The organism is Rubritalea spongiae (assembly GCF_042652385.1).
Classification (GTDB): Bacteria; Verrucomicrobiota; Verrucomicrobiia; order Verrucomicrobiales; family Akkermansiaceae; genus Rubritalea; species Rubritalea spongiae.
Map to the genome: position 1 here is coordinate 1 of NZ_JBHSJM010000001.1, position 16,576 is coordinate 16,576.

Annotated in this window: 21 protein-coding genes and 3 tRNA genes; 12 read left to right on the top strand and 12 right to left on the bottom strand. The window is 48.6% G+C overall.

Annotated elements, in window-relative coordinates; all coding sequences use genetic code 11:
* Nucleotides 1–97: 97 nt before the first annotated feature.
* A complete protein-coding gene (locus tag ACFPK9_RS00005; RefSeq protein WP_377092469.1) occupies nucleotides 98–712 on the bottom strand; it encodes an ATP-binding cassette domain-containing protein in 615 nt (204 codons plus the stop codon).
* Nucleotides 713–873: 161 nt separating this feature from the next.
* On the opposite strand from ACFPK9_RS00005, the gene ACFPK9_RS00010 reads away from it, so the two are divergent.
* The 6 genes from ACFPK9_RS00010 to ACFPK9_RS00035 all read left to right on the top strand — a co-directional run bounded on the left by ACFPK9_RS00010 (nucleotide 874) and on the right by ACFPK9_RS00035 (nucleotide 4,073).
* Complete coding sequence (locus tag ACFPK9_RS00010) at nucleotides 874–1,401, top strand: hypothetical protein (RefSeq protein WP_377092470.1); 528 nt, start codon at nucleotides 874–876, stop codon at nucleotides 1,399–1,401.
* Nucleotides 1,380–2,018, top strand: coding sequence for an AAA domain-containing protein (locus ACFPK9_RS00015; protein ID WP_377092471.1), 639 nt, complete (start codon nucleotides 1,380–1,382; stop codon nucleotides 2,016–2,018). Before ACFPK9_RS00010 ends, ACFPK9_RS00015 begins: the two co-directional genes overlap by 22 nt.
* Nucleotides 2,019–2,233: 215 nt before the next feature.
* Nucleotides 2,234–2,953, top strand: a complete 720-nt coding sequence (locus tag ACFPK9_RS00020; protein WP_377092472.1) for a DEAD/DEAH box helicase — start codon at nucleotides 2,234–2,236, stop codon at nucleotides 2,951–2,953.
* The gene (locus ACFPK9_RS00025; RefSeq protein ID WP_377092473.1) at nucleotides 2,937–3,701 is read left to right on the top strand and encodes an AAA domain-containing protein; all 765 of its coding nucleotides are present in this window, start codon (nucleotides 2,937–2,939) and stop codon (nucleotides 3,699–3,701) included. Before ACFPK9_RS00020 ends, ACFPK9_RS00025 begins: the two co-directional genes overlap by 17 nt.
* Before the next feature lie 178 nt (nucleotides 3,702–3,879).
* Nucleotides 3,880–3,953 (top strand) — tRNA-Arg (locus ACFPK9_RS00030).
* Between the two features lie 46 nt (nucleotides 3,954–3,999).
* A tRNA-Arg gene (locus ACFPK9_RS00035) sits at nucleotides 4,000–4,073 on the top strand.
* Nucleotides 4,074–4,180: 107 nt separating this feature from the next.
* On the opposite strand, the gene ACFPK9_RS00040 is transcribed toward ACFPK9_RS00035, so the two are convergent.
* From ACFPK9_RS00040 to ACFPK9_RS00085, 10 genes are all read right to left on the bottom strand, one after another.
* Nucleotides 4,181–5,203: a class I SAM-dependent methyltransferase gene (locus ACFPK9_RS00040; RefSeq protein WP_377092474.1), complete on the bottom strand. Its 1,023-nt coding sequence runs from the start codon at nucleotides 5,201–5,203 to the stop codon at nucleotides 4,181–4,183.
* 47 nt (nucleotides 5,204–5,250) lie between these two features.
* The gene (locus ACFPK9_RS00045; protein ID WP_377092475.1) at nucleotides 5,251–5,409 is read right to left on the bottom strand and encodes a hypothetical protein; all 159 of its coding nucleotides are present in this window, start codon (nucleotides 5,407–5,409) and stop codon (nucleotides 5,251–5,253) included.
* Between the two features lie 97 nt (nucleotides 5,410–5,506).
* A complete protein-coding gene (locus ACFPK9_RS00050) occupies nucleotides 5,507–5,755 on the bottom strand; it encodes a hypothetical protein (RefSeq protein ID WP_377092476.1) in 249 nt (82 codons plus the stop codon).
* Nucleotides 5,756–5,780: 25 nt separating this feature from the next.
* Nucleotides 5,781–6,347: a tyrosine-type recombinase/integrase gene (locus ACFPK9_RS00055; protein WP_377096520.1), complete on the bottom strand. Its 567-nt coding sequence runs from the start codon at nucleotides 6,345–6,347 to the stop codon at nucleotides 5,781–5,783.
* Nucleotides 6,242–6,679: a site-specific integrase gene (locus ACFPK9_RS00060; protein WP_377092477.1), complete on the bottom strand. Its 438-nt coding sequence runs from the start codon at nucleotides 6,677–6,679 to the stop codon at nucleotides 6,242–6,244. Before ACFPK9_RS00060 ends, ACFPK9_RS00055 begins: the two co-directional genes overlap by 106 nt.
* A 22-nt stretch (nucleotides 6,680–6,701) precedes the next feature.
* Entirely contained in the window at nucleotides 6,702–7,130 is a 429-nt protein-coding gene (locus tag ACFPK9_RS00065) for a Fur family transcriptional regulator (protein WP_377092478.1), read from the bottom strand.
* A gap of 43 nt (nucleotides 7,131–7,173) precedes the next feature.
* Nucleotides 7,174–7,965, bottom strand: a complete 792-nt coding sequence (locus ACFPK9_RS00070) for a biosynthetic peptidoglycan transglycosylase (RefSeq protein ID WP_377092479.1) — start codon at nucleotides 7,963–7,965, stop codon at nucleotides 7,174–7,176.
* Between the two features lie 56 nt (nucleotides 7,966–8,021).
* Nucleotides 8,022–8,873 (bottom strand): hypothetical protein, encoded by an 852-nt coding sequence (locus ACFPK9_RS00075; protein ID WP_377092480.1) that lies wholly within the window; start codon nucleotides 8,871–8,873, stop codon nucleotides 8,022–8,024.
* Entirely contained in the window at nucleotides 8,834–9,679 is an 846-nt protein-coding gene (locus tag ACFPK9_RS00080; RefSeq protein WP_377092481.1) for a hypothetical protein, read from the bottom strand. Before ACFPK9_RS00080 ends, ACFPK9_RS00075 begins: the two co-directional genes overlap by 40 nt.
* A gap of 12 nt (nucleotides 9,680–9,691) precedes the next feature.
* Entirely contained in the window at nucleotides 9,692–10,678 is a 987-nt protein-coding gene (locus ACFPK9_RS00085) for an ABC transporter ATP-binding protein (protein ID WP_377092482.1), read from the bottom strand.
* 114 nt (nucleotides 10,679–10,792) lie between these two features.
* On the opposite strand from ACFPK9_RS00085, the gene bioA reads away from it, so the two are divergent.
* Both bioA and ACFPK9_RS00095 read left to right on the top strand, forming a co-directional pair.
* Nucleotides 10,793–12,070 (top strand): adenosylmethionine--8-amino-7-oxononanoate transaminase, encoded by a 1,278-nt coding sequence (bioA, locus tag ACFPK9_RS00090; RefSeq protein ID WP_377092483.1) that lies wholly within the window; start codon nucleotides 10,793–10,795, stop codon nucleotides 12,068–12,070.
* Nucleotides 12,071–12,186: 116 nt separating this feature from the next.
* Nucleotides 12,187–12,263 (top strand) — tRNA-Cys (locus ACFPK9_RS00095).
* Between the two features lie 199 nt (nucleotides 12,264–12,462).
* On the opposite strand, the gene ACFPK9_RS00100 is transcribed toward ACFPK9_RS00095, so the two are convergent.
* On the bottom strand, nucleotides 12,463–13,071 hold the full coding sequence (locus tag ACFPK9_RS00100; RefSeq protein ID WP_377092484.1) for a PEP-CTERM sorting domain-containing protein: 609 nt from the start codon (nucleotides 13,069–13,071) through the stop codon (nucleotides 12,463–12,465).
* Nucleotides 13,072–13,297: 226 nt separating this feature from the next.
* On the opposite strand from ACFPK9_RS00100, the gene ACFPK9_RS00105 reads away from it, so the two are divergent.
* The 4 genes from ACFPK9_RS00105 to ACFPK9_RS00120 all read left to right on the top strand — a co-directional run bounded on the left by ACFPK9_RS00105 (nucleotide 13,298) and on the right by ACFPK9_RS00120 (nucleotide 16,431).
* Nucleotides 13,298–13,717 (top strand): DUF6941 family protein, encoded by a 420-nt coding sequence (locus ACFPK9_RS00105; protein WP_377092485.1) that lies wholly within the window; start codon nucleotides 13,298–13,300, stop codon nucleotides 13,715–13,717.
* A 38-nt stretch (nucleotides 13,718–13,755) separates the two neighbouring features.
* Nucleotides 13,756–14,550 carry an SDR family NAD(P)-dependent oxidoreductase gene (locus ACFPK9_RS00110; RefSeq protein ID WP_377092486.1) on the top strand — a complete coding sequence of 265 codons (795 nt, stop codon included), beginning with the start codon at nucleotides 13,756–13,758 and terminating at the stop codon, nucleotides 14,548–14,550.
* A 139-nt stretch (nucleotides 14,551–14,689) separates the two neighbouring features.
* On the top strand, nucleotides 14,690–15,073 hold the full coding sequence (locus ACFPK9_RS00115; protein ID WP_377092487.1) for a flavodoxin domain-containing protein: 384 nt from the start codon (nucleotides 14,690–14,692) through the stop codon (nucleotides 15,071–15,073).
* Nucleotides 15,074–15,078: 5 nt separating this feature from the next.
* Nucleotides 15,079–16,431, top strand: a complete 1,353-nt coding sequence (locus tag ACFPK9_RS00120; protein WP_377092488.1) for a sulfite reductase subunit alpha — start codon at nucleotides 15,079–15,081, stop codon at nucleotides 16,429–16,431.
* Nucleotides 16,432–16,576: the final 145 nt, after the last annotated feature.

Consider the following 16,576-nt stretch of genomic DNA (forward strand, 5'->3'; position numbering starts at 1 on the left):
CCTGAGTAGTTTCCGGTGTAGTGGGCCGTAACTTATGGTCATCGATCTCATAGGACGGTTTCGATAATTTCGTCCATGAAGTCGCGATCGTGAGAAATCACGAGGAGTGCACCTGGATAGTTTCTTGAGGTAGCGTTTGGAGCCAGATGAGTGAGATAAGGTCGAGGTGGTTAGTCGGCTCATCGAGCATCAGAAGGTCTGGCTCTTGGACGAGAAGACGAGCGAGGTTCGCACGCATGATCCAACCACCAGAGAAGGTATTGGCCGGCTCATTGACTTGTTCCTGCTTAAATCCAAGACCGGCGAGGATCTTTTTCGCTTTAGGTTCGAGTGAATAGCCATTGTTAGCATCGAAGGTGTCCTGTGCTTCTGCGTATTTGGGGTCGCTCTCTTTGCCAGCGGCTTCGAATTCACGCATCGTTTTAATAGCAGCGGCCATTTCAGGGGTGATGCCGATGGCGAGCTCGAGGATTGTTTCTTGGCCAGGATCGCCAGCTTCCTGAGCTAGGTAGCCAGTGATCGCATACTCATCGATGTCGGCTTCGCCTGCGTCCGATTCTTCTTGTCCAAGAATGATGCGGAAGAGTGTGGATTTACCAGCGCCATTAGGACCAACGAGGGCGACTCGCTCCCCCCAGTTGATGGTCATTTTGGCTTCTTCAAAAAGAGTTCTCCCTCCGATGGTTTTGGTGAGGTTGCGGATCGTTAACATGGGTGACACTTGCCGTGGATTAGGGAGTTTTTCAACCACAATTTAGGTATTCTCTGAGCGTTAAAACTGTTTTAGCCAAGCTGTGAGGTATGTGCAGAAGTCTAGGATTTCATTTTCTCTGTGATTGCTGAGCTGTTAGCTAGTTGCTAGAAGGCTTGCAGATGTCAAACAGTGCATTAATTCAATGGCTCACAGCATGCTACAGAGAAGATCGTGTGCGAGCTGGTGTGCGTGATTTTTATGGGGCAGTCAAATACCGTAGGATGACTCAAGGAGAGGAAAAGTTACTTACTGGAATCCTTCCTGAAATCCTTTTGCCGCCCAAGTACGGTAGTGATTTAGCAGCCTATAGCACGATGCACAAACGAGAACGCGAGTTACTTTACGGCGTTTTATTCGTCTGTGGTAAGACCGAAGAAGGGATTCATCGGTCGCCGCTGGTGTTGTTCAATGCGAAGATAACGGAGGACGGGGATGATTATTTCCCTTTGCGGGTTCAGATGAAAGGGGCTCGACTGAATCAAGCTGCACTTGATGTGTTACAGGCTCCCAAAGAGTTCGAACAAGTCTTGAGAGAAATTTTAGTTGGTGAGGGGTTGAGTGAAGCGATGGTAGGGGAAATCCGTAGGGAGATGGCAGTGTATTGTCCTCATGTGCATTGTAAAGCTTGCTCAAATGGCCCTATTTAGAGGCTTCTGGTACAGTAGAGGACGCAGGAAAGCAGAGAGAGGTGTCCGTGCTTTCCGCTGCTGGTATAGCAAATGTGGAGCGGCAGGTTTCCACCAGGGGGTTATTAGAGGAGCTGAAGGAGCTCGGCGAAATGGATGTTTCTGACCATAGTAATGCCTTAGCACATGTATTAGGTGAAGTGACAGCGGGGAAGTCCATCAAAGAGCAAGATGTGCATTTCATTCCAGCTACGTTAAGTTCTCAGCAAGAAAGGGTGCTTAAGTCAGCACGGGTGCAGCCATTGACAGTATGCCATGGACCACCTGGAACAGGGAAGTCATACACTGTAGCGGCTATCGCTTTAGATCATGTCATACGTGGTGAGAGTGTCTTAGTCACTTCGCGTGGGGATCATGCGGTGAATGTGCTGCACAAGAAAATCGATAGCATGTTAGGCTCAGTGCATGCGACTGTGCGAGCTGGGAGAAGCGAGCATCTGAAGAATCTTAAATGTTTGCTGAAGAGCATTCTTGCGGGAGCTAATGAGTTTGTGGTCGACGGCCGGTATCCTTACATGTTCTGTATAAAAGAATCGAAGAACAAGTGGACTCGATTCGTGATGCAGAGTGCGCCTTAGAAGGGGAATTTGAAAAATCAATGGAAAGAGCCGGTGCCCACTTGGACCCATCCCCCAGTTTGGTGCGCAAGGTGCGACGAGTGTGGGATGGTTACGCGATCAATCGTCGGCCACTACTCAGTGAGATGCGAGAGACGTATATGCAGCTTCAGCGCGAGCGTGAGTTGGCTGTGAGGCACTACATTAAGCTCAAATTACAATGTCAGATCACAAAAGTGTTAGATGACGCGCTTTCACGTAAAGAGCTTCAAAAAATGTGGGAAGGGGTGCGGAAACGTAGAGGGAGCGATCAGCAGGCGATTTTAAAGGCGCTTGATTATTCAGTACTTTTGAAAGCATTGCCAGTTTGGCTCACGAGTACTGAGGATATGCATAGGGTGTTACCTCTGAAAAAAGAAATGTTTGATGTGTTGGTCATTGACGAGGCTAGTCAATGTGATTTGGCGAGTATTCTACCAGCTCTGCAAAGGGCTAAGAGGGTTGTGGTGGTCGGAGATACGAAGCAATTGCGCCATGTCAGTTTTCTCTCGAAGCATACAATGTCGACTGCAGCCAAAGAGTTTTCTGTATCTGAAGAAGTCATCGAGAAGTACCATTATCGCAATCGCAGTTTAATGGATGTGGCTATTGATTTAGTACATGACCAAAGGCAAACTGGATTTCTGAATGAACATTTCCGTTCTCAATACGGGATTATTTCCTACAGTAATAGGCGCTTTTATGGGGAGAGCTTACAGATCATGCGTGAGCGTCCTTGGCAGCAGAAAGATGCTGAAGATGCAGCTTTGAAAGCAGTTTTTGTTGATGGTGGGCGACGTGATGATCGTGGGGTAAATCAGCTGGAAATTGATGCCATTATCAGCGTTTTGCATGATCTCCTGAAAAAATATCCGAAAAATAAAACTTCCGAGTATCGGGGTGCTTTCACCATTTAGAGCGCAGGTCGATGCTTTGACGCGCTCGGTGTTTGAAGAATTTCGCGGATCTCAATTGCGAAGACTTCGAGTCGAAGCCCAACTTCTGATTGGGACTGCTCATAGCTTTCAGGGCGAAGAACGCTGGTTGATGCTCATTTCGATGGCTATCGACAACAGCTATCATGCTGCCAGCTTAAGGTTCCTAGAGCGTGAAGATGTGTTTAATGTTGCTATCACACGAGCGAAGGACAGGCAATATGTGTTTCATTCGCTAGATTCCAATAAGCTCAAGCCTGATTCTATGCTGTCTGAATATCTCATGCATATTGATACGGAGAATGAGAGCTATGCCATTGATTCTGTTGAAAGGGATCGATTTGCCAATGAGGTTGTTCATGAGCTATGTAACAAGAACGATCAAGTGAGTGTTGGGGGGCGTGTCGCTGGTGTGCCGATTGATATCGTGATTCAGCGTGATGATCTGGTACTGGCGGTTGATTTGATAGGGTATCCAGGTGATATGCAAGTTGCTGTGCACACAAAGAAGGCTCTTATGCTCAGCCGTGCTGGACTGGATTTGATTCCACTTGGTTATTATGAATGGGAAATGCGTCGCGACGACTGTGTTACCATGCTCAACTTGCTCCTACGACATGAAATAGAGAAGACTCCTGAGGTTAAGGAATCGATAGAGAATAGTAGGTCATTGGAAATGTATTCTTATGTGAAACGCAATCAGCTGCGTTACTTTGGAGAGAGGATGTGAGCTTCACTGCTGGATTTCGCTATTTGTTGAGATTTTTGTATTTTGGCTAGAAGTCTTGGAACGAAGTAGTTGCGTGCTTTTAGGGGTGTGTGTGATTAAAAAAAATGCAGCGTTTTCTTGACGGCATGGGGGGATTGTGGTTTTCTCCGCCCGCCGCAGCACACAACGTGTTCTAAAAGCACCCGTAGCTCAATTGGATAGAGCATCTGACTACGAATCAGAAGGTTAGGGGTTCGACTCCCTTCGGGTGTATTTCTCTCTGAGAAGTTCACCGCTTTGGCAAATTAGCAACTTAAAAGCACCTGTAGCTCAATTGGATAGAGCATCTGACTACGAATCAGAAGGTTAGGGGTTCGACTCCCTTCAGGTGTATTTGCTAAATATCGAGCGAAGCCTTTACAGCTTCGCTTTTTTTATGCCTTCACTGTGAGCCGGAGGAATGGCGGAGGGAAGTACACTCTGTTTAATCAATGCGATCTTTAAGCTCTGGCAAAAATGCATTTAAAGCCTTTGTCTTCGGCCAGTAAGCGGTGGGATCTGAATTCCTGGCGGATGAGCTCTTCGTAGGGAAGGTGGAGATTGGCTACGAGGTAGAGTGAACCACCGGGTTTAAGGATGCGTGCAGCTTCACGAATGAAGGTTTTGCCGAGTTCGAAACTCTGGTCCTGTGCCTCGTGAAAGGGCGGGTTCATGATGACCCAGTCAAATTTGCGGACGTGGTGCGTGCCAGCAGTGACGTCAGCCCATTGGTAGAGGGCGTTGTCGTGGCCTGCTAGGTTTTGTTGGGCGCAATCGAGAGCGCGTTTGTCGAGCTCGTAAAGTACGATTTCTCGGATGCGATTACGTGGGGTATCGAGGACTGTTTTGCTTAAAAAGCCGTAGGCAGCACCGAGGTCTGCGCCTGAGCCGTAGAAGGATTCTTTCTTGAGAATGTCGGCGAGTAGGAGCGAACCCGTGTCGACTTTTTCCGAAGAGAAGATACCGGGTGTGGTGCGGAAGTTGGTGCCATTGATTGCTTTAACGCGACCGAGGCTCGCCCATTTGCGTGCAAGCTGAGCGTCGAACTCGGAGCTGGTATCGAAGATGCGGCATTTTGATTTGCTACAGGTCTCGACTTCGCTAAACAGTTTAGAGATGTCTTTTTTGAGACGTGATGCGCCCATGCGATTAGGAATGACTGACATCCAGCGGCCATTTGGCTTGAGTTGCTGACTAAATTTGCCGATTTGAGCGAGGTTCTCAGTCGCGAACTTGGTCGAGAAATGGATGATTGTGTCGTACTTTTCTGAAGTTTCTTGGACAGGTGTGATGCCTTTTTGAGTCCAGAGGGAATTCTCGTTGGCGATGTAGCTGATGACGTTAATATCAGAGCCTTCGATAGAATTTAGCCAAGGACCGGGAGCTCCCTGAACGACAAGAATTTTACCAGTGGGATTTGGGATTTCTTCTTGTTGGAAGTAGAAGTTGAGCGCGCTGGCTGAGAGTTGAGTCGCTTGGGTCATAGAATCTGCGTTTCCATAGTGAGATGGGGGTGAAATGGCGAGTGCTTTTATTCAAATCGCGCAGCGGTGAGTAGCCAGCGGTTGTTAGTGTAATTATATTCGAAGACTCCTTTAAGTGGTGCTGATTGCTTAGGTTTTCCTTTTAACTTCGCCTCAAGATTGAAGGCAACACTGACTGAGGCAGATGAATTATCGTGCTCGAGCACGTCGATTTGTTCCTCGCTTACGGTGATCCATTCAGCTAGTTCGGTGAGGTAGAGGAGGGCTGACTTTGCTCGGTCTTCTGGGAGCGTGATAGCTTCATTAGTGGAGGCGGTGGGAAAAGGTCGATTCCATTTGTGGGTAGACCACGGTGATATTCTCGTCGATGAGGTCGCGCAGGTTTTCAGCTTTGAAGGCGCGTTCGATGCGTCCAGTGCCCTGTTCCATGCGGACACAATCGATGATATCCGCGCTGCGGCGCTTGAGAACCTGGTTCGCGGAAAACCACCAAAATAGGAAGCCTAGGACAAGTACGAGAGGAACGAGGATGGAGATGAGTTTTTGCTTCATGAAATTGTAATGATGAGTGTGGGGATTACTTTGCACGCGGGTGTGCCTTGTCATAGGAATCTTTCATCCGTTTGGTGCTGACGTGGATGTAGATCTGGGTGGTAGAGAGAGAAGCGTGGCCGAGGAGTTCCTGAACGGATCGGAGATCAGCGCCGTTGTCTAAGAGGTGAGTGGCGAAGGAGTGGCGTAACTTGTGAGGAGTGATATTAAAAGGGATGCTGGTCATGCGCAGGTATTTCTTTAGCATGGTACCGATTGAGGTGGTGGAGATTTGGCGTCGGCTTTTATTGATGAATAAGGGGCCTTGGTTGACGCTGGCTGCAAGTCGGTATTTTTGGACAGCAGTGAGAGCGTGGTTACCGATGGGGACGATGCGTTCTTTTGAGCCTTTTCCCATGACGCGAGAGATCCCTTGCGCGTGGTCGATGTCCTCAACTTTGAGCTCGGCGAGTTCTGAGAGGCGGAGCCCAGTGGAGTAGAAGAGCTCTAAGATGGCAGAGTCCCGGAGAGGGAGCCATTCGGGCGCTTGTTTGGAGAGTTCAGCCTTGAGAGGCGCTTCGAGTAATTCGACGACTTGGCTTTGATTGAGGATGGTGGGGAGCTTTCGCTCTTGCTTGGGCAGCTGGATGTCAGCAAGGGAGATTTTGGAAGTCCGTGGCGGTGGACGAGGTATTTAAAAAATGAGCGCAGAGCGGAGAAGCGGAGGCGGATGGTTGATCTCGCCATTTCTAACTGCATGCAGTAGTAGAGGTAGCTGCGGAAATGGTCAGGAGTGCATTGCTTCCAGCCAGGGAAAAGCGTTTTTTCCATGTAGCTCTGGAAGGCAGCGAGTGCTTGGCTGTAATTGCGTAGAGTACGCTCGGAAGCTGATTTTTCGACGCGCTGAAACTGGATGAAGGAATCGTTCAGTTGGTCGTCGGTCATATCTTTACATGGAGGCAGTGTTCTAGACGCTGCATTTTGGACAGGTTCCGAAGAATTCTAACTCGTGGTAGAGACCAGTAAAACCTGATTTCTGAGCGATTTCTTTTTCAAGAGCGTGGACTGGGCACTGAGCGTTGATGGCTTCGATTTTTCCACAATCGGTACAAATCAGGAAGTCTTGGTGTCTTCCTGTAAGCAACAAGGTGAAGTAGGCAGCACGTTCATGGAGGCCAAGGCGGCGAACAATACCTTTGTCGGTGAGTCGCTGGAGGAGTCGGAATACCGTAGCGCGATCGCACTGAGTGTTGAGGTTGTCGTGCTCAGAGAGCTCTGCAAGTGTCATTGGACGAGGGGACGCGAGCAAGGTGTCGATCAGTAACTCTAGCGCTTTAGTGCGGCGGAGACCTGCGGCCTTACATTGGGCGATAATACTGACTGTGCTGTGGCTCATTACATTTGACTTTGCAACTTATGTGCAGTGAGTGCAAGCGAGTTTACTTGAGATTAACTTGCTCGAGTGCCAGTTTTTGAGTGGAAGTGGCTTGTGCTTGGAAGAGTACAAGGGAAGTGGCTTGTGCGGCGCGAATGTCAGCTTCTGGATAGTCGTGGACGATGCGCATGCGCTCGAGCACCCAATTGCGCCTTTGAAGTGCGCCTTCAGGGTTTTTCCGAGGGTTGAGTCGTGATGGAGCTTGGGGGAGGCCTGCTAATAGAGCGGCTTCTGCGAGGGTAAGTTGATGGACTTCTTTATTGAAGTAATGTTTGGCGGCGTGAGCGGGGCCACGAGTGCGATTGCCGTATTCGAGGAGGCTAAAGTAGCTGAGGAGAATGGCGTCTTTGCTGTGGCGCATTTCAAGATTACGCGCGGCGAGTGCCTCGCAAATTTTTGTTTCGAGGGTTCGCGGTGGTGTGCCTTCTAGCAGCTTGACAGTTTGCTGGGTGATGGTGGAAGCACCACTTACAAAGCGTTGGGCCTCGAGGGCATCTTTGATTGCGCGAGCGTTGGCGCAGATGTCGATTCCTCCGTGGTGATAGAAGCGTTTGTCCTCAGCTGCGAGAGTGGCATCAACAAGGAGAGTGGAGAGGTGCTGTTCAGCTGAGTGGAGTGGTTGGGCTGATTCGACAGTTGGTTCTGGAAGTATTGGGGCATTGATCGAATGGGGGAGTATGTACCAGCAATAGAGTGATACTGCTGCGAGTGCTCCCAGACATTTGATGAATCGTGTTCCTGTGGTCGCCGAGTGGCCAAGGATCGCACGATTTTCAGAATGGAGACTGATGAGCACGAGGGTTTTGTATTATAGCGGGAATTTGTGTGGTGTCAGTCAATAAAGGTTATAATTTAGACATTTTTTGTCGTTTGGAAGTGTTTGTGGCGTTTCATCAGGAGTATAGCAAAGATGATGCCAATGATGAAATAGAGAGTGATTCCAGTCTTTGTCCCGCTAATGAAGGCTTGATTGTGCTGGCTTAATGTGTGGCTGGCCATGACGTAGCCGGGGGAGAAATTCATAGCTAATGGTGAGAAACCGTAGAGGAAATTGGCAAAACTTTCTAAGATGCTCCAAGCATTTAACAATAGACCTGTGGCTAGGGGGAGCACCCAGGCGAAGCCAGCGACTATGCCTGTAAGCTGACGCCCGAGGTGTTCAAGTACGATGGCATGGGTGAGTAGTGGCATCATAGCGACTACGAGCAGTAAAGGTTTAGCGGCGGTCCATGCATCTACAGATGTGAGGGCTAAGATGGTGGAGCTTTGTTGCATATGTTGGGCGTAAATCATCCACGCGATAGTGGTGATGATGGCTATACTGAGGCTGGTTGGGAATCCGGTGCCAGAATCAGCAAGTATGTTTTTCAAGAAATTGCGTGAGCGGTTAGGATTTCTAAGGCCGGCGAGGTAGTAAAATTTGTTCGGGGTGTAGATGTATTGAAGCAAGATCGCGGATGCGAAACCGATGATTCCGTAGAGTGATAGAATGGTGGCGGCGATAAGTTCTTTATTGGTCGATAGAGCTTCTCTGGCAATCATGGCAGCAGGGCTGACGCCTTTGATCTCGATTTCGAAGATTGAGCCGTTAGCTGTATTTGCCCAAATGCTTCCTAGGATAATTATGTGAAGGAGCAGGGTGATAGTGATGCACTGGAGTTTGCTTAGAAGGTGCGCCTCCTCGTTTCTCCAGCGTCGAAGCAACAGGCTGTAAAAGACCCAACTGAGAAGGCCTTGAATAAAAATACAGTATATAGTGTGGCTGATTTCCCAAGTGAAGAAGAGGCTGAGTGGGTTTCTGTGATGCGCCAGTCTGTAAGTTTCTGGGCTGCTGAGAAAATGGTGGGACGGATGGTAAGGTATTCGAAAATGACAAAACCGAAATTAGAGAGCTGAGGGAGAGCAAAGTAGAGTAAGGCGACGAGACCTTGGGAAATGAGGGCAGAGAATTTTTTCCCCATGGTGAGTCCGACCGACATCGCTAACAGATAGAACATAAGGGTCGAAGTTAGGAGGACGGTGTAGATGGGGCCCCACACGTGTAGAGGAATGTGGCCTGAGCTGATGACTAAAATGCTGGCGGGTAGAGTGACTAGAAAATGATAAAATTGGCGAACGGGGAGACCGGAGAGGTAGCCTATGATCTTTGTCGCGGGGCTGAGTGGGGTGAGTCGCTGGTAGGTGAGTACGCCGTCTATAGATTCACGCGCCATGCCTGCGGCGACTTCACCGGTGCCGACGAAGTTGAGAATAAAGAGCTGTAGAAAGACGATGAGGGCAAAGGGGAAGATGGCGGTATCTACCATGTTGTCCTGTTGCGCGTGAGTGAGTGTGATGCCTAGTGAGATGAGGTAGAAGAACATGGAGCTACCGCCATAGAGGAGAAATCCGGTAATGAGCGATGGCAGGCGAAGACGCGATTGACGATAGCGGTGGAAAATGGGGTTCTTCCACACTTGCCAAAATTGGGGTAGCGCATCGAGGGTGTTGGATTGTGCTTTGAAGGGCATGATGAGGTTGGCTTAGTGACCGTCGTATTCGAGATCGAGTAGGATTTCTTCGAGACTGCGTTGCTGTTCAGCGATTCTGCTGACGAGGTAACCCTGAGAGATCATGTCGTGGATGAACAATGAGAGCTCGCAGCTGTTGCCGTCGAAGTGAAATGAGTAGTTGAGGATGTCTTGCCCTTGGACGCTGGAGACTTTTGGGTTGCTGTCTAAGAATCTGATCCAATTTTGGCTGGGAGCTTCGGCCAGGCGGATACGTATTTCTGGGAGTAATCCAGTCATTCGGTGAAGCACCTCATCGACATTTCCTGAATCAAGCAGTTTGCCTTTGTGAAGCACGCCAATCATATCACACATTTCCGTAAGCTCTGGCAGGATGTGCGAGCTAATGAGTACTGTGGATCCCTGGCGGCATATACCGCGGAGGACATTTCTTAATTTCACTCGAGATTTAATGTCCATGCCGCTCGCTGGTTCATCGAGAATCAAGAGCTGTGGCTTGTGCAGTAGGGTTTTCGCTAGGACGAGACGTTGCATCATGCCCCGTGATAGAGCTGTACACATCGCGTTCTTTTCACTGAGGAGGTCGACTTGTTCAAGACATTCACGGATGCGCTCGGTTTTCATTTTTCCAGAGAGCCCGTGGGCACCGGCGAACATTTCGAGAAACTCCCAGACTTTTAAATCTGAGGCAACGGGTGCCATGTCTGGCATGTATCCGATGTTCGCCAGAGCGAGACGTTGGTGGGTAGCGATGTTGTAGCCATTAAGAATAATGTGCCCATGTGTGGGCGTGAGGAGTGAGGCGAGAGCTTTGAACGTAGAGGTTTTTCCCGCGCCATTTGGTCCGACTAGTCCGTAGATGGTGCCCACCGGAATTTCCAAGTTCATTCCATCGACGGCTAGATGAGACCCATAATCAATTCGTAAATCGTGGACTTCGACCGAGGGCGATTTCGCGGTAGATTTTTCTTCGACACTATCTGTGAGGGTGGATGACATGAATAAGCATCTCTAACACAGATTCAGAAAATGTGTTAGGGGAAAATGGAGATGAGCTTCAGAGCGTGATGAATTTCGGTTGCAGATCATTTTAGAGCTGCGTAGGTCTTGGCTATGAAGAAGCAGCTCACACAGTGGATCGAGAAGGATAAACAATTTTGTTGGCATCCATTTACGAGGCAAGGCGAGTGGACAGCTGAGGAGCATGAGCCATTAATGTTAGTGCGTGGTGAGGGAGTGTGGTTAGAAGATGGGGAAGGTAACAGCTATATCGACGGGAATGCATCGATCTGGACGAATATTCATGGCCATGCACATCCGGTTCTGAATGCTGTGCTCGAAGAGCAGTTGGATCGAGTCGCGCATACCTCATTTTTAGGATATGGGCATCCGCTTGCGGGAGAGCTTGCTGAGAAATTGGCAAGTTTCTTTCCAGGAACGAGTCTGCAGCGCACGTTTTTTTCGGACAATGGCTCCACTGCGATCGAGTGTGCTCTGAAGATGGCCATTCAGTACAGGCTGCAATCGGGTGAACCTGAACGCACGGAGTTTGTCGCATTTGTCGATTGTTACCACGGTGACACGATGGGTGCTGCGTCGTTAGGTGGGGTAGATGCGTTCTTTTCGCGATTCCGTAAGTTCGGGTTTCCTGTACGTTTTGTGAGTTCGGTGGATGAATTGAGAAAGTTAGACAGGCTTGATAGGGTGGCGGGAGTAGTGATCGAACCGCTGGTTCAAGGGGTAAATCAGGTACATCTGTGGCCACAGGGGATGTTAGCTGAATTGCGTGAATTTACCGAAGCGCAAGGTATTCATTTAATTCTCGATGAAGTAATGACGGGTTTTGGTCGGACAGGGAGTATGTTTGCGTGTCAACAAGAAGAGGTGGTTCCGGATTTTCTCTGTTTGGCAAAGGGGTTGACTGGTGGTTATTTGCCATTGGCTGCGACATTGACGCGGGAGGAGATTTATGAAGCTTTCTTAGGAGGTGCTGAGAATGCATTTTATTACGGACACAGCTATACGGCTAATCCGTTAGGTTGCGCTGCTGCTTTGGCGAGTTTCCAAATTTTCGAGGACGAATCGACTCTTGAGAGAGTGGCGGAGTTAATTCCGCACTTGAGTGAAGGCTTGGAGAAGCTTGCTGGGGGTCATGTTCATGTCTGGCAAGTACGACAATGTGGCATGGTGGTTGGGATTGAGTTGCGCGGAGCGAGCGGGGAGCGATTTGAACGCTCGGAGAGGATCGGTGAGAAGGTGTGTTTAGCTGCTCGCAAATGGGGGCTGCTCACACGTCCGGTACTCGACACCATTGTACTGCTGCCTCCTTTGAGCATATCATTCGAAGAAATTGACCAATGCTTGGATGCTTATTGCTCAAGCAATTACTGAAGTTTTGCATAAATAAGAGGATTTATCAGCAATTGAATTGTTGACAGTATGAGGGCGAGAGGTTACGAACTGCCCGCACTTCGAGGGTTTCTCTCAAGTGCACAACATCTAGCGATGGCGGAGTGCCCAAGTGGTCTAAGGGACCGGTTTGCAAAACCGATATTCGCGGGTTCGAATCCCGCCTCCGCCTCCATTTTTTTGAAGAAGGGTAGCCGATTTGGCTGCCTTTTTTGTTGGGTGAGCCAGTCGACCATGGTCTTGGGGAGTTGTTTATGGTGTGATTGTTGTTTATGGGCATAAAAAAGCTCAGAAGTGTGAGTTCTGAGCTTCTTTGGGTGTGCTATTGAGGGCTCTGGCTAAAAGCAAGAGCTGCTGAACTTAGAGAGTGTGGTTTATCGGAGTGTTTTTCTGCGTCGGTGTAGGGTTAGGGTTGTGAGGCCTATGCCTAAGAGGCAGCTTGAAGAGGGTTCGGGAACGCTTGCGAATGTGACTTCTGTGAGCATGGTCCACTGGTGGTTTCGGGTGAATGAGACGTGTAATTCGTCAGTAGTGACGTTCAGGTTGTCTATGGTGACAGGAAGCATATAGCCCGATCCAGCAGGGTTGGTTACTGTAGTTGTTTTGGTGAATGATGAATTAGCGTCTGATACAGTAATGGTGTTAGGGAGGCCAACGCCAGCAGCATTATCACTATCAGCAACCCAGATGGTGACGCTTCCGAAGGTGTAGTCTTGGTCAAAGAAGAACTCAATAGAGCCATTAGTGTTAAGCCAGCCAACAAAAGGAGGCGTGTCGCCGGAGCGGATCGTAGTGTCATGTCCCCAGGTTGGGACATCGGCTACACCGTCTGTGAGCTCACCACCGCTATCGGGGTAGGATGAGGTAGGGGAAACTCCATAGCTGTAAGAATCGACTAGTATGGCCGCACTGGCTGTTGTGGCTAGTGAGAGGGATGTAAAAAATGACGTAGTTAATAACGTCTGATACCAATTAATTTTCATTTTTTAAGGGGGTGATATACACGTGATTGTGATTCATTTTTACTACAATCAACTTGTGTTTTAGATAGCGTTAAGTGTGTTAGGTACGCAAGTCAAAAGCTTGCTTAGTCGAGAAGGTGAAATCTTATGAAAGTCCATGCTGGACGTGGCGTGGAAATCTGGCATAGCTAAATCGCTTCAAGAAAATTTGAGGCACTGAAACCTTTTGTTTTAAGAAAGAAAATTTATGGATATCCAAATTGCAACACTCTGCGACTTCGCAGCTGACTACAATGGTAAGATGGTGATTAACGGCACCTTTGACACACTTGCAGCCCCAAAAATGCCAGTGACACACCCACATTGCTGCCTTGCGATGCGTCTCTGCATCACTCCGGAAGACAGTGGTCAGCGTAAGTTTAGCGTGAACATCATCGATGCCGACGGTAGCTCACTCGACGATAAGATGCCAATTGTTGCTGATATGCCAATCGAGCTTCCTGACCAGGTTCCATTCATGACTCGTAACCTCATCCTTAATCTTCAAGGGCTTTCATTCCCAGAGGATGGTATTTATTCCATCGATATCAGCGTGGATGATGAGTTAATCACCCGCATTCCGCTTCGTATTGTTGAGCACAACCCAGAAGCTCAGCAGGGAGAATAATTCAAAGAAATTCGTTACCTGTGACAGATTCCCCCATTATGTACCGTTCGGTTCTCATCACTGGCGCTTCTGCTGGATTAGGTGAGGAGTTTGCGAGGCAGCTCGCAGGTAACTGTGATCAGATGATTCTGATCGCACGCCGTGAAGATCGTTTGCTTTCGCTAGCGAGTGATCTGAAAGAGGCGTTTCCCCATTTAGATGTGTTGCACTTCGCGGTTGATTTGATCGACCGTGAGGAGCGCACAAAATTTATTCAGCTTTTAGCTGATCACGGAGCAAAGCCTGACTTGATTATTAACAATGCAGGGATGGGTGATTACGGTGAATTTGCTCACGCCGAGTGGGAGAAGCTGGAGCAGATGTTAGAGCTTAACATCAATGCGCTAACGCAGCTCACTCATGCGCTCTTGCCTAGCATGATGCAGCGTAATTTCGGTGATATTATCAATGTGAGTTCGCTTGCGAGTGTGTTACCGATTCCTGATTTTGCGGTGTACGCGGCAACGAAGGCTTACGTGAGTAGCTTTTCTGAAGCCATTCGTATGGAGCTGAAAGAAAGTAATATCAATGTGTTGGCGCTCTGCCCTGGGCCTGTGCACACAGAGTTCGGAAAAGTGGCAATGCGTGGTGAGGAGAAGAACAAGATCCCTGGGAGCGAGTTTTTCTACACAGATAAAGTGCAGGTTGTCGCGGAGGCTCTGGAAGGGCTGCAAAAGCAAAAAGCTCGAGTTTATCCAGGTTGGAAAATTGGTTTAGCTGCTTTAGCTATTTCTGCGATTCCATTAGTAGGGCTTCGATTGATTATGGGGACACGACCACGTCGTGAAGGCTAGGTTTTTCTAGCAGTTAGAGGGGGAATTGATCAATTTTCACAAAATATTTTGATACTGGCATCATCAATGCTTGCATGCTGGTAGGACTTGCAGCAATTTAGCCGCCCCGAGGAAATGATTCCTCGGTCTCAGATTTACTATGTCACAGCAGAATTACATTCCTGATGATGCTCCATTCACTGTCGAACAACGTCAGTGGCTCAATAACTTGGTGTCTAATTTCATCAATGACCTTACCAGCGGCCGTGGACTAGACGGTCAAAGTGCTGGCCCAGCAGTTCCTGTTACGATCCTCGTAGGTTCTCAAACAGGTAACTCCGAAGCGCTCGGTAAGAAGCTATCGAAAGCGATGGCGAAGATGAATTTTAACCCAGAGCTCAATGATCTTGGATCTTATGAAATGGAGAAGCTCCCTAGTGAGCAAAACGTTCTCATTATCACTTCCACGTACGGCGACGGTGAACCACCGGACAACGCAGCAGATTTCCACGAGTGGATCCTCAGTGATGCCGCCCTAGTTTAGAGGGGGTGAATTTCTCGGTTCTAGCACTTGGAGATACTGAATATCCAGACTTCTGTAAGTGTGGTATCGAATTTGATACCCGCTTTGAGCAACTCGGTGCGACACGCATCTTCCCACGTGTGGATTGTGATGTGGACTTTGATGAGCCGTATGAAGAGTGGAAGAAGGGGGTGCTTGATGCACTTGGTGCTTCTGCAGCTCCAGCGGCAACCGCATCTGAAGATTTTTCAGAAGATGGGTATAGCAAGAAGAATCCATTCCCAGCACCCATTCTAAAAAATGTGAATCTCAATGCGGATGGATCTCCGCGTGAGACTCACCACATTGAATTTTCACTGGAAGGTTCAGGGCTTGAGTATGAAGTGGGGGATGCGCTTGGCGTATATCCGCAGAATGATGAAGCCATGGTGGATGAGATTCTCAGTAATATGAACTTCAAACCGACTGAGGAAGTACCGCTTCCTGGTGGCGGTGAAGGTACATTGCGCGAGGCTCTGATTTATAGCTATGATATTCGCAATTTGAATAAGACCTTTATTCAGAATTGGCAGCAACGTAGCGGTTCTCCATTCCTTCGCTCATTAGTAGAAGGCGATGACAAGGCTGCGTTTGATGATTTCTGCTGGGGGCGTGAATTGATCGACCTCATTACCGACCATCCGGCTGATTTTGAGGATGCTGAAGAATTTGTAGGTTCACTGAAGAAGCTTCAGCCGAGACTCTATTCGATCTCATCGAGCCCGAAAGCGCATCCGAATGAAGTGCATCTTACTGTTGGAATCGTAAGATACCACAGCAAGCACCGCGATCGTGCAGGTGTGTGCTCTTCCTTCCTTTCAGATCGTTCAGAAGGAGTGAATCCGGGAGTATTCTTCATTCAAACAATGCATTCCGTTTGCCTGAGAATGGTGACACCAGTGATCATGGTGGGACCGGGAACAGGCATCGCACCGTTCCGTGCATTTCTAGAAGAGCGTAAAGCTACGGAAGCTAAGGGTGGCAACTGGTTATTCTTCGGTAACCCACACGAAGCTGAAGACTTCCTTTATAAAGAGGAGCTTGATCAAATGGCTAGTGACGGTGTTCTCACAAAACTAAGCACAGCTTTCTCACGTGATCAGAAAGAGAAAATCTACGTCCAGAATCGCATGATCGAAGCTGGAGCAGAGCTCTGGAAATGGCTCAACGAAGATAAGGCTGCATTTTACGTCTGTGGTGATGCATCACGTATGGCGAAGGATGTGGATGCTGCGCTTCATACGATAGCTCAAGAGCACGGTGGTCTTAGCGAAGATGAAGCTGCGGCTTTCATCAAGACTCTCAAGAAAGAGAAACGTTACTGTCGCGACGTTTATTAGACGATAGGGTGATTAAAATTTTTCAACCCACACTTCATCTGAGGTGTGGGTTTTTTCTTTCCCGAGGCTCTTGGCAGAATGCTGGGTCTATGCTTTTTTCTTATAGATCGTTTTCACCTCAACATTTGTAGGGCTCCTCTAGTTT

Excerpts from the sequence above, each read along its gene's own strand:
- bioA (WP_377092483.1), top strand. The coding sequence starts at position 10,793 with ATGAAGAAGCAGCTCACACAGTGGATCGAGAAGGATAAACAATTTTGT.
- ACFPK9_RS00005 (WP_377092469.1), bottom strand. The coding sequence starts at position 712 with ATGTTAACGATCCGCAACCTCACCAAAACCATCGGAGGGAGAACTCTT.
- ACFPK9_RS00100 (WP_377092484.1), bottom strand. The coding sequence starts at position 13,071 with ATGAAAATTAATTGGTATCAGACGTTATTAACTACGTCATTTTTTACA.
- ACFPK9_RS00040 (WP_377092474.1), bottom strand. The coding sequence starts at position 5,203 with ATGACCCAAGCGACTCAACTCTCAGCCAGCGCGCTCAACTTCTACTTC.
- ACFPK9_RS00085 (WP_377092482.1), bottom strand. The coding sequence starts at position 10,678 with ATGTCATCCACCCTCACAGATAGTGTCGAAGAAAAATCTACCGCGAAA.
- ACFPK9_RS00065 (WP_377092478.1), bottom strand. The coding sequence starts at position 7,130 with ATGAGCCACAGCACAGTCAGTATTATCGCCCAATGTAAGGCCGCAGGT.
- ACFPK9_RS00105 (WP_377092485.1), top strand. The coding sequence starts at position 13,298 with ATGGATATCCAAATTGCAACACTCTGCGACTTCGCAGCTGACTACAAT.
- ACFPK9_RS00080 (WP_377092481.1), bottom strand. The coding sequence starts at position 9,679 with ATGCCCTTCAAAGCACAATCCAACACCCTCGATGCGCTACCCCAATTT.
- ACFPK9_RS00110 (WP_377092486.1), top strand. The coding sequence starts at position 13,756 with ATGTACCGTTCGGTTCTCATCACTGGCGCTTCTGCTGGATTAGGTGAG.
- ACFPK9_RS00060 (WP_377092477.1), bottom strand. The coding sequence starts at position 6,679 with ATGACCGACGACCAACTGAACGATTCCTTCATCCAGTTTCAGCGCGTC.
- ACFPK9_RS00050 (WP_377092476.1), bottom strand. The coding sequence starts at position 5,755 with ATGAAGCAAAAACTCATCTCCATCCTCGTTCCTCTCGTACTTGTCCTA.
- ACFPK9_RS00010 (WP_377092470.1), top strand. The coding sequence starts at position 874 with ATGTCAAACAGTGCATTAATTCAATGGCTCACAGCATGCTACAGAGAA.
- ACFPK9_RS00115 (WP_377092487.1), top strand. The coding sequence starts at position 14,690 with ATGTCACAGCAGAATTACATTCCTGATGATGCTCCATTCACTGTCGAA.